The organism is Alcanivorax sp. 1008, from assembly GCF_020667895.1.
GTDB lineage: Bacteria > Pseudomonadota > Gammaproteobacteria > Pseudomonadales > Alcanivoracaceae > PGZG01.
Map to the genome: position 1 here is coordinate 1 of NZ_JAFMPS010000099.1, position 401 is coordinate 401.

General features: G+C 31.7%; 1 protein-coding gene. It reads right to left on the minus strand.

Features of this window, described 5'->3' with window-relative positions; genetic code table 11:
• Nucleotides 1–65 precede the first annotated feature (65 nt).
• On the minus strand, nucleotides 66–401 hold a 336-nt coding region (locus J1C54_RS16450), incomplete at its 5' end, for a VOC family protein (RefSeq protein ID WP_229150056.1).

Below are 401 nucleotides of genomic sequence, written 5' to 3' on the forward strand. Positions count from 1 at the left end.
TAGTAAAAATTTGAAATGATATTCATCAGTCTTAGGTTTAACTGATGTAATAGGAAAGTTATAAACTAGAAGTCTTCATTTATTTCAATCCAATAGCCATCAGGATCTTGAAAGTAAATCTGTTTTATACCATCGTTTCTTATATAGCTCTTGTCAGGGGTATCTCTCCAATCTGAAAATTCTATTTTTAATTCATCCAAACGGCCAATAAAAGATTTTAAATCTGAGGTTGCTAGTGCAAAATGGACCGCTTTATTAGTTTTAATCTCAGCATTTGGCCTTGGAATTAAATGAAGCTGAACCTCATTATTAATTGCTAGCCATCTGGTTTTAGATTTTGAAGCAGTATTCTCAATTTCAGGGAATTGCAATACTTTTTGGTAAAAATCTACGGATTGATC